Genomic DNA, 7,330 nt, shown 5'->3' with positions numbered 1-7,330 from the left:
TTTAGTAAATATGTAAGTATATTCATATAATAAGTCCAATTATAATGTTGGATATCAATAAAGTTTTATAAAGAAATGTAAATATTTTTACTTTTGAGCATTAAAAAGTGATAGTTTTTATGGAATGTAATTGAAATTGGTATTCTATATGTACTTTTTTACATTATATGTTATAATATAATGAATTTGTAGTTAATATGAGGAAGCTGATGGAAATTTTTGGGGTTTTAAATAAAATTTAATAAGTTTAACAGCTTTTAGAATAACTACAATGATAAATGCAGAACTTTCAGGAGGAAGTAAAAATGTGTAAAGAAGAAGATGTAGTATACCTGGAGGAGGAAAGATGTGTAGGATGTAATAAATGCCTAAGTAATTGTCCAGTACCTGGAGCTAATATTGCCTATCTTGTTGATGGAAATAATAAGATAAAAATCAATTCTGAGAAATGTATTAATTGTGGCGAATGCATCAAAGTTTGTGATCATGATGCAAGAAATTATAGAGATGATACAGAAAGATTTTTTCAAGATTTACATAAGGGAAAAAAATTATCAGTAATTGCGGCACCATCTATTATTGCAAATTTTAACGAATATAAAAAGATATTTGGGTACTTAAAAAAAATAGGTGTAAATTTTATTTATAATGTATCCTTTGGAGCTGATATTTACGTTTGGGCATACATAAGACACCTAGAGAAAGAAAATCAAAATACAATGATATCTCAGACTTGTACGCCTATTACTAATTACATACAAAAACATCATCCAAAGTTAACTGAGAAACTTGCGCCGGTACAAAGCCCAATGATAAGTACAGCTATTTATATGAAAAAATATGCGAATATAAATGATGATATCGCTTTTTTATCGCCGTGTATTGCTAAAATTGATGAAATCAATGATGAAAATACTCATGGGTATGTAAAATATAATGTGACTTTGGAAAAATTCTCGAAATACCTGAAAATTAATAATATTGATATATCTAAATATAATGAATGCGACTTTGATAATATTGGAGGGGGACTAGGTTTTCTTTTTAGCAGGCCTGGAGGGCTTAAGGAAAATATTGAAGTATATTTAAAAGATGCATGGATAAGACAAGTAAACGGTATAAAATATGCGTATGATTATATAAAGGGGTATGGAAATAATATAAAGGACCAGAAAGAGGTACCTTTAGTTGTTGATATTTTCAATTGTTCTTATGGATGTAATTTTGGGACAGGTTCCTGTAATAAATATGCCTGTTCTTCCAAGATAGATGAAGTAGATTATTTATTCAATAAATTGAAGAAAAAAAAAGAAGCAGATAGTGTTGAAAATAGTAAGACAAAGATAATTAATTGGACACATGATTATTTTGATAAAAATTTGAACCTTGATGATTTCAAACGATTTTATCATAAATATGGTATTGCTAATGATATAGTTGAACCTACTAATGAGCAATATAACGAGATATTTGTAAAGATGAATAAATATACTGAGGAGTCAAGAAATATTAATTGCTCGGCATGTGGATATGGGTCTTGTAAAACTATGGCTAAATGTATTTTTAATGGCCTTAATGTCCTATCAAATTGCATTGATTATAATAAGAAAGAAGTAATTAATGAGCATTATTTATTAGAAACCAGAAGTGAGTTTTTTACTAATATATCTCATGAATTAAGAACACCATTAAATGTTATTTATTCGGTTTTGCAATTAGAAAATATATATAAAGACAATTATTCTGTAGATGATATTTTAAAATATAATAATATAATCAGGCAAAACTGTTTGCGACTAATAAGATTGGTTAATAATATTATAGATTTATCTAGGATTGAAGCAGGATTCTTTAAGCCACTATTTAAGGTTGAAAACATAGTAAGTGAAGTAGAAAATATAACATTATCAATTGCTGCTTATGTAAATAATAAAAATATGAATTTGATTTTTGACACTGAAATGGAAGAGTTATATCTTAACTGTGATGCCCATTTAATTGAAAGAATAATGTTAAATTTATTATCTAACTCTGTGAAATATGGAAAAGAAAATGGGACCATTGAAGTTAATATTTATAAACCTGACTCAAATCATGTGACTATTAGTGTAAAAGATGATGGAATAGGAATACCAGAGGAAATGCAGCAAAAAATATTTGATAGGTTTCAAAAAGTTGATACAAGTTTATCTAGAAAAAATGAAGGCAGTGGAATAGGGTTATCTTTAGTGAAATCTCTTGTAGAAATTCAAGGTGGAACAATTACTTGCAAAAGTAAGCGTAAAGAAGGGGCTGAATTTCTAATAACCTTTCCTATTGATATTAAAGAGCAAAAGCTTTCCGCAGATATGGAAGAACACATTCTATATAAAAAAGAACGAATTGAAGCAGTAACTATTGAGTTTTCGGATATATACTTCTAGAAATGTACATATGTTTAATATTATAATTCATACTGACCACAAAAGTGGTCAGTTAAGAGCATTACTCCTTTATTCAATTTGGGTGCTTTTGTTTTTTTTAGCCTAATATAATAAATTTTGGTACCTAAAAAAATCCATTTTCTTGTATATAATAATGAAAGGTGGTGAAGCAAATGGGGAACATTATTAAGATTATTATGTATACGGAAATAAAAAGAGAGAAGCATAGAAAGTTAAAGTTTGAAGCTTTAGAACAGACTATTTCAAAATATAACAATTGGTTAAAAGAAAGTCGTAGAGAGGATAAAGTGGAAAATTATGAACAGTTCTTACGAGCAAATTAATTATTTCTAGAGGTAAGTTAAACTAAAAAGTTTGATTTACCTCTTTTTTATTAATAGAAAGATAAGATGCAATAGATATGAGGAATAATATAATTAAATTGAATTAAAATACATAAATGTTCGAAAATTGAAATTATATATACATAATTTACTAAATATGTTATAATAAGAGTGGTGAAGCGTGAAGCATAGAAAAAAGTTTATAAACATCAAGTTCAAAATAATTTTAGAAGGTGAATAGCAATGATTACATCAATAAGTGAAGATAGCAAATATATCACGAGCATATCTAATGGAAATGAAACTATTTATTCTGATGTTACAAAAGAAAAGGGGGGAAATGGGCAATTTTTTAGACCACATGACCTTATAGAAGCAGGATATGCATCTTGTTTAAATATTACAACCAGGATGATATTAGATTCAATGAATATAGAATATAATAAAATTGTTGTGGCTGTGGATTTGGATAGGCGTAATGAAAAAAAGACAATATTTAAATATAAAGTAGACATCATCGGGATTATCGATGAAAGTATTAAAAATACTGTAATAAAAAAATTGAAAAATTGTCCTGTAACTAAAACACTATCAAAGGAAATAGAATTTCAATGTGAGAATAAGTAAAAATTATTATAAATTTTATACTGAATTTGGTAATTATTTTACATAATTTGAAAATATCAGTCTGTAAATAATTTATATTATATATTATAGTAAAAATATAATATATTGGGAGGAATGATAATATGAAATCGTTAGGAATAGTTAGAAGAGTTGATGATCTTGGAAGAATAGTAATTCCAAAGGAAACTAGACAAGTACTTTTTATTAATGAAGGAGATGCTTTAGAAATATTTAAGGATGAAGGTGAGATAATATTAAAGAAGTATTCTCCAGGATGCACCTTCTGTGGAAATATGGACAACATTCTAGAATTTAAAGGGTTATGTATTTGTGGTGAATGTAAAAATGATTTAAAATCTAATTATTAGCGTACATTAATTTTAGTTTAGGCTCCTTAAGATTATTTTGGGGCTTATTTTCATTAAATAACTATGAAGTATAAAAATAAATTAGTTTTACTATTCTGTAATACTATATTAACAAAAGGTTAATAACTTTGACAAACAACTGACAAAAATTAATAATAAAATATTAATTAGAAAGGGTGTTTGATAACATGGAAAAAGATAATGAAGAATTAGAAATTAGAAATATAGTTACTAAGAAGGATAAAAAAATATTGAGCAAAGCATTAAATGGAATAAAGGGATGGAATTTTAACCCTGTAGCAGTAGTTACAAATGGAATGGAAGATTATTACTTTATATGTAAAGTAAAAACAATAATAGAAAATTTGCAAATGAAAATGGCAAGAATATATATTAAAGTTCAAGAAGGAAATAACCCAAGATTATTAGCTATTGAAGAAATAAAATAAATTGAGATGCGCAACCTGTATACTTATTAAGGATAATCATATACATTTTATATAATTTGTAAATACTTTTTTTCATAATAAATATAGAATACAAGCAGTAATTAAGTTAATTACTGCTTATATTTTATAAAAAAATAATTAATAAATTATATTAAATAATATTGATTCTTTTTTAGGGCTATGGTATTATATTCATATACCATAACTGGTAAGAACCCCTTTACCTTAATACCATAACACTTTCATATTTTTAACGGAGTAAAAAGCGGCCATAAATTATGACTGCTTTTTATCATGAACATTATGTTAATAGGAATAAAAATGAATTACAGAAATATAATGTAAATATAAGCGTTAAAGGAGGAAAGTGAAATGGGCAAGTTGATAAAATTTAATATACATGAAGATATAAAAAAAGTAAATAATAAAACAATTGGGATAATGAATATAAAGGAGTTGGAAGGAAATATATCGGGCTATAGTTTGTGGCTAAAAAGTAATAATAAGGTTGATAAATTGACCAACTATGTTGAGTATCTGCAAATTAAATAAATATTTTTAGGGGCGGCTTAATTTTAGATTTAGGCTGCCTTTATTACATTGTCGAAATATTCTTTGATAAAAATTATTAAATAGTATTTGATGTTTTATAATATTGTGTTATTATAATATTATAACAACCCCTTAAACCTTAACTCTCTCTCAAGTTGATAAAATAAAGGTACAGCTGATTTTTAGCTGTACCTTTATTTTATACACATAAATATTTAGATATACATAGGATGTAGTATCATTAATAACTGAGGAGGAAATTTAATGGGATACAACTTCGTAAGGGGTAGAAATTATGGAAGACGCTTTCCAATAAGAAACCAATCACCAGAAGTTAATCAAGCTCCGGAAAAATGTCTGAGAGTATTAAACCACAATCATGAATTTTTATCAAGCACAGATTACGCTGAGGATGATAATAGAGAGTTCCATGATCACCGAATAGCTGGGGTGACTGGTGCTGCAATTAAGTATGGTGACTCTCATGTGCATAAGATTGAGGTTATTACAGATACTTTTGAGGATCATTTTCACGGAATATGCGATACAACCAGTCCAGCAATCAATATTTCTGGCGGTAAGCACATTCATTTAGTAAATGGTGAGACAACTTGCAACGATGAACATTCTCATGACTATTATTTCACAACTTTAATTGAAGACCCTAGCAATACACCAGATGATAAAGAATGTTAATTAATTATAATTAATATTAAAAACATCAGTACTACATTGCTGTAATACTGATGTTTTTAGTTTGCATGAAATTAAAAGGGCAGGTAAGGTCTTGTTTGTATATTATTTAATAAAATAACTCTAATCCAAAATATCGCCTATTTTCAGAATCTGTATACTTTAGTGGTCCGTTATATAGGACAGTACCAGCGTATTTCCCATTAGTTATTATTACATAGTTTTTTAGATTATGATCTGCTGATTGTAAAGTATATTGGTATCTTTCAAGTTCTTTTTGATAATCATCTGCATTTAATCTCATAATTTGAAGAGCTGATATTTCTTGTTCAGATATATTTCTGTCATTATTTATATCAGCCATATTGCCTAAGGCAGTTTTTAAACCAGGTGAAATTTGATTTGCTTTAAGAGTATTTCCATCAGAGCCAAAAGCATTAGTATTGTTATATTTGCTTAATTGTCTTTCTGATTCAATGGTTTTCGCTGTATCACTAAGAATACTTATATCAGATTTAAATTCTGAAATAGATTCATTTGTACTACTGACGTTTTTTAAAGCTTTGGAAAAGTCTGTGATAATTGTAAAAACAATAGTTATTAGTAACAAAGTAAGAATTAATAAAATTATATTTGATTTTTTTATAAAATTGAATCTTTTTTGAAAATCTTTGATTATGTTGATATGGTAATTACAAACTGCTAATTTTTTAGTTTGCATCTTTACACCATCCTTAAAATTTTTTTGCAATTTAAGAATACTATTAAAATATTAATTTAAATTTATAAAATCGTAAAAAAGAAGTTAAACTTATAGAATTTATTCAATTGTATATTATGCATGCACAAAATATACGTTACTAAAGTACATATACATCAGTTAATTTGTGGTGATATAATTGCAAATAAAGAATTTTTGATAATGGAAGTAGTAATGCAGGAGGATTATTAAATGAAAGTATATATATTAGATACAGGATATTTAGAAACTGATAAAAATAATGTAGTAGGTGGGGCAACAATGGGAACCTACAGTAAACCACACGTAAAAAATGAATGGATTAAGCTTCCTGTAATGGCTGTTTTGATAGATCATCCAGATGGGAAAATACTATATGATTTAGGAAGTAATCCTGAAGCTATGAATGGATATTGGCCTAAAAATCTTCAAGAAATATATCCATTATATCAAACGAATGAACAAAGATTAGAAAATCAACTAGCTCTTTGCGGCACAAAACCTGAAGAAATAAAGAAGGTTATTATTTCTCATATGCATTTAGATCATGCGGGAAATTTAGATATGTTTAAACATGCTGATGTATACGTAGCTAAATCTGATTTTATGTATGCTCAAACAGTAGTTAGACTAAATCCTGATCCTTTAACCCATGGTGGATATATAAAAGCAGATTTGGATATATCAGTAAAGCAATATCATTTAATTGAAGAAGATTTTGAATTTGCAAAAGGGGTGGAAATTATAAATTTGCCAGGTCATACGCCAGGGTTACTAGGATTAGTAATACATTTGGAAAAGGAAGGAACATTAATTTTTCCTCAGGACTGTGTATACTGTTCAGAAATATATGGACCGCCAGTTAAGGCGTCAGGGTTACTTTATGACAGTCTTTCTTTCTTTAAGTCAATTAATAAAGTAAAAGCATTAGAAAATAAATATAATGCTAAAGTTTTCTTTGCACATGATGAAGAATTTTTTAATTCAATAAAAGTTGCTCCAAATTATTATGAATAATATTCCTAAAAAGTATAAATTATATTTGGTTTTAAGATAATAATAGTGGTAGAATGTAATTTAGGCACATGAAAATAAATAACAAGTCCAAAGTTGCCATGGATATTTTTCATCAGGC

Annotated in this window: 9 protein-coding genes; 8 read left to right on the top strand and 1 reads right to left on the bottom strand. The window is 27.2% G+C overall.

Annotated elements, in window-relative coordinates; genetic code table 11:
* Positions 1-305 precede the first annotated feature (305 nt).
* The 7 genes from COL3_RS22285 to COL3_RS22260 all read left to right on the top strand — a co-directional run bounded on the left by COL3_RS22285 (position 306) and on the right by COL3_RS22260 (position 5,459).
* Positions 306-2,423: a [Fe-Fe] hydrogenase large subunit C-terminal domain-containing protein gene (locus COL3_RS22285; protein WP_008418547.1), complete on the top strand. Its 2,118-nt coding sequence runs from the start codon at positions 306-308 to the stop codon at positions 2,421-2,423.
* A gap of 173 nt (positions 2,424-2,596) precedes the next feature.
* Positions 2,597-2,767: a hypothetical protein gene (locus COL3_RS28955; RefSeq protein ID WP_008418549.1), complete on the top strand. Its 171-nt coding sequence runs from the start codon at positions 2,597-2,599 to the stop codon at positions 2,765-2,767.
* Positions 2,768-3,010: 243 nt separating this feature from the next.
* Complete coding sequence (locus COL3_RS22280) at positions 3,011-3,394, top strand: OsmC family protein (protein WP_008418551.1); 384 nt, start codon at positions 3,011-3,013, stop codon at positions 3,392-3,394.
* 122 nt (positions 3,395-3,516) lie between these two features.
* The gene (locus tag COL3_RS22275; protein WP_008418553.1) at positions 3,517-3,762 is read left to right on the top strand and encodes an AbrB/MazE/SpoVT family DNA-binding domain-containing protein; all 246 of its coding nucleotides are present in this window, start codon (positions 3,517-3,519) and stop codon (positions 3,760-3,762) included.
* Positions 3,763-3,950: 188 nt separating this feature from the next.
* Complete coding sequence (locus COL3_RS22270) at positions 3,951-4,211, top strand: hypothetical protein (protein WP_008418554.1); 261 nt, start codon at positions 3,951-3,953, stop codon at positions 4,209-4,211.
* Between the two features lie 372 nt (positions 4,212-4,583).
* A complete protein-coding gene (locus COL3_RS22265; protein ID WP_008418556.1) occupies positions 4,584-4,763 on the top strand; it encodes a hypothetical protein in 180 nt (59 codons plus the stop codon).
* Between the two features lie 264 nt (positions 4,764-5,027).
* Positions 5,028-5,459, top strand: coding sequence for a YmaF family protein (locus COL3_RS22260; protein WP_008418559.1), 432 nt, complete (start codon positions 5,028-5,030; stop codon positions 5,457-5,459).
* Between the two features lie 106 nt (positions 5,460-5,565).
* Here COL3_RS22260 and COL3_RS22255 read toward each other — a convergent pair whose 3' ends face one another.
* Entirely contained in the window at positions 5,566-6,177 is a 612-nt protein-coding gene (locus COL3_RS22255; protein ID WP_008418561.1) for a hypothetical protein, read from the bottom strand.
* Positions 6,178-6,408: 231 nt separating this feature from the next.
* On the opposite strand from COL3_RS22255, the gene COL3_RS22250 reads away from it, so the two are divergent.
* Entirely contained in the window at positions 6,409-7,212 is an 804-nt protein-coding gene (locus tag COL3_RS22250) for an N-acyl homoserine lactonase family protein (RefSeq protein ID WP_008418562.1), read from the top strand.
* The last annotated feature ends 118 nt before the right edge of the window (positions 7,213-7,330 follow it).

This window comes from Clostridium sp. LS, from assembly GCF_002760435.1.
Classification (GTDB): Bacteria; Bacillota; Clostridia; order Clostridiales; family Clostridiaceae; genus Clostridium.
Note: the sequence above shows the minus strand (reverse complement) of the source record. Positions and strands in the feature narration are given on the sequence as shown.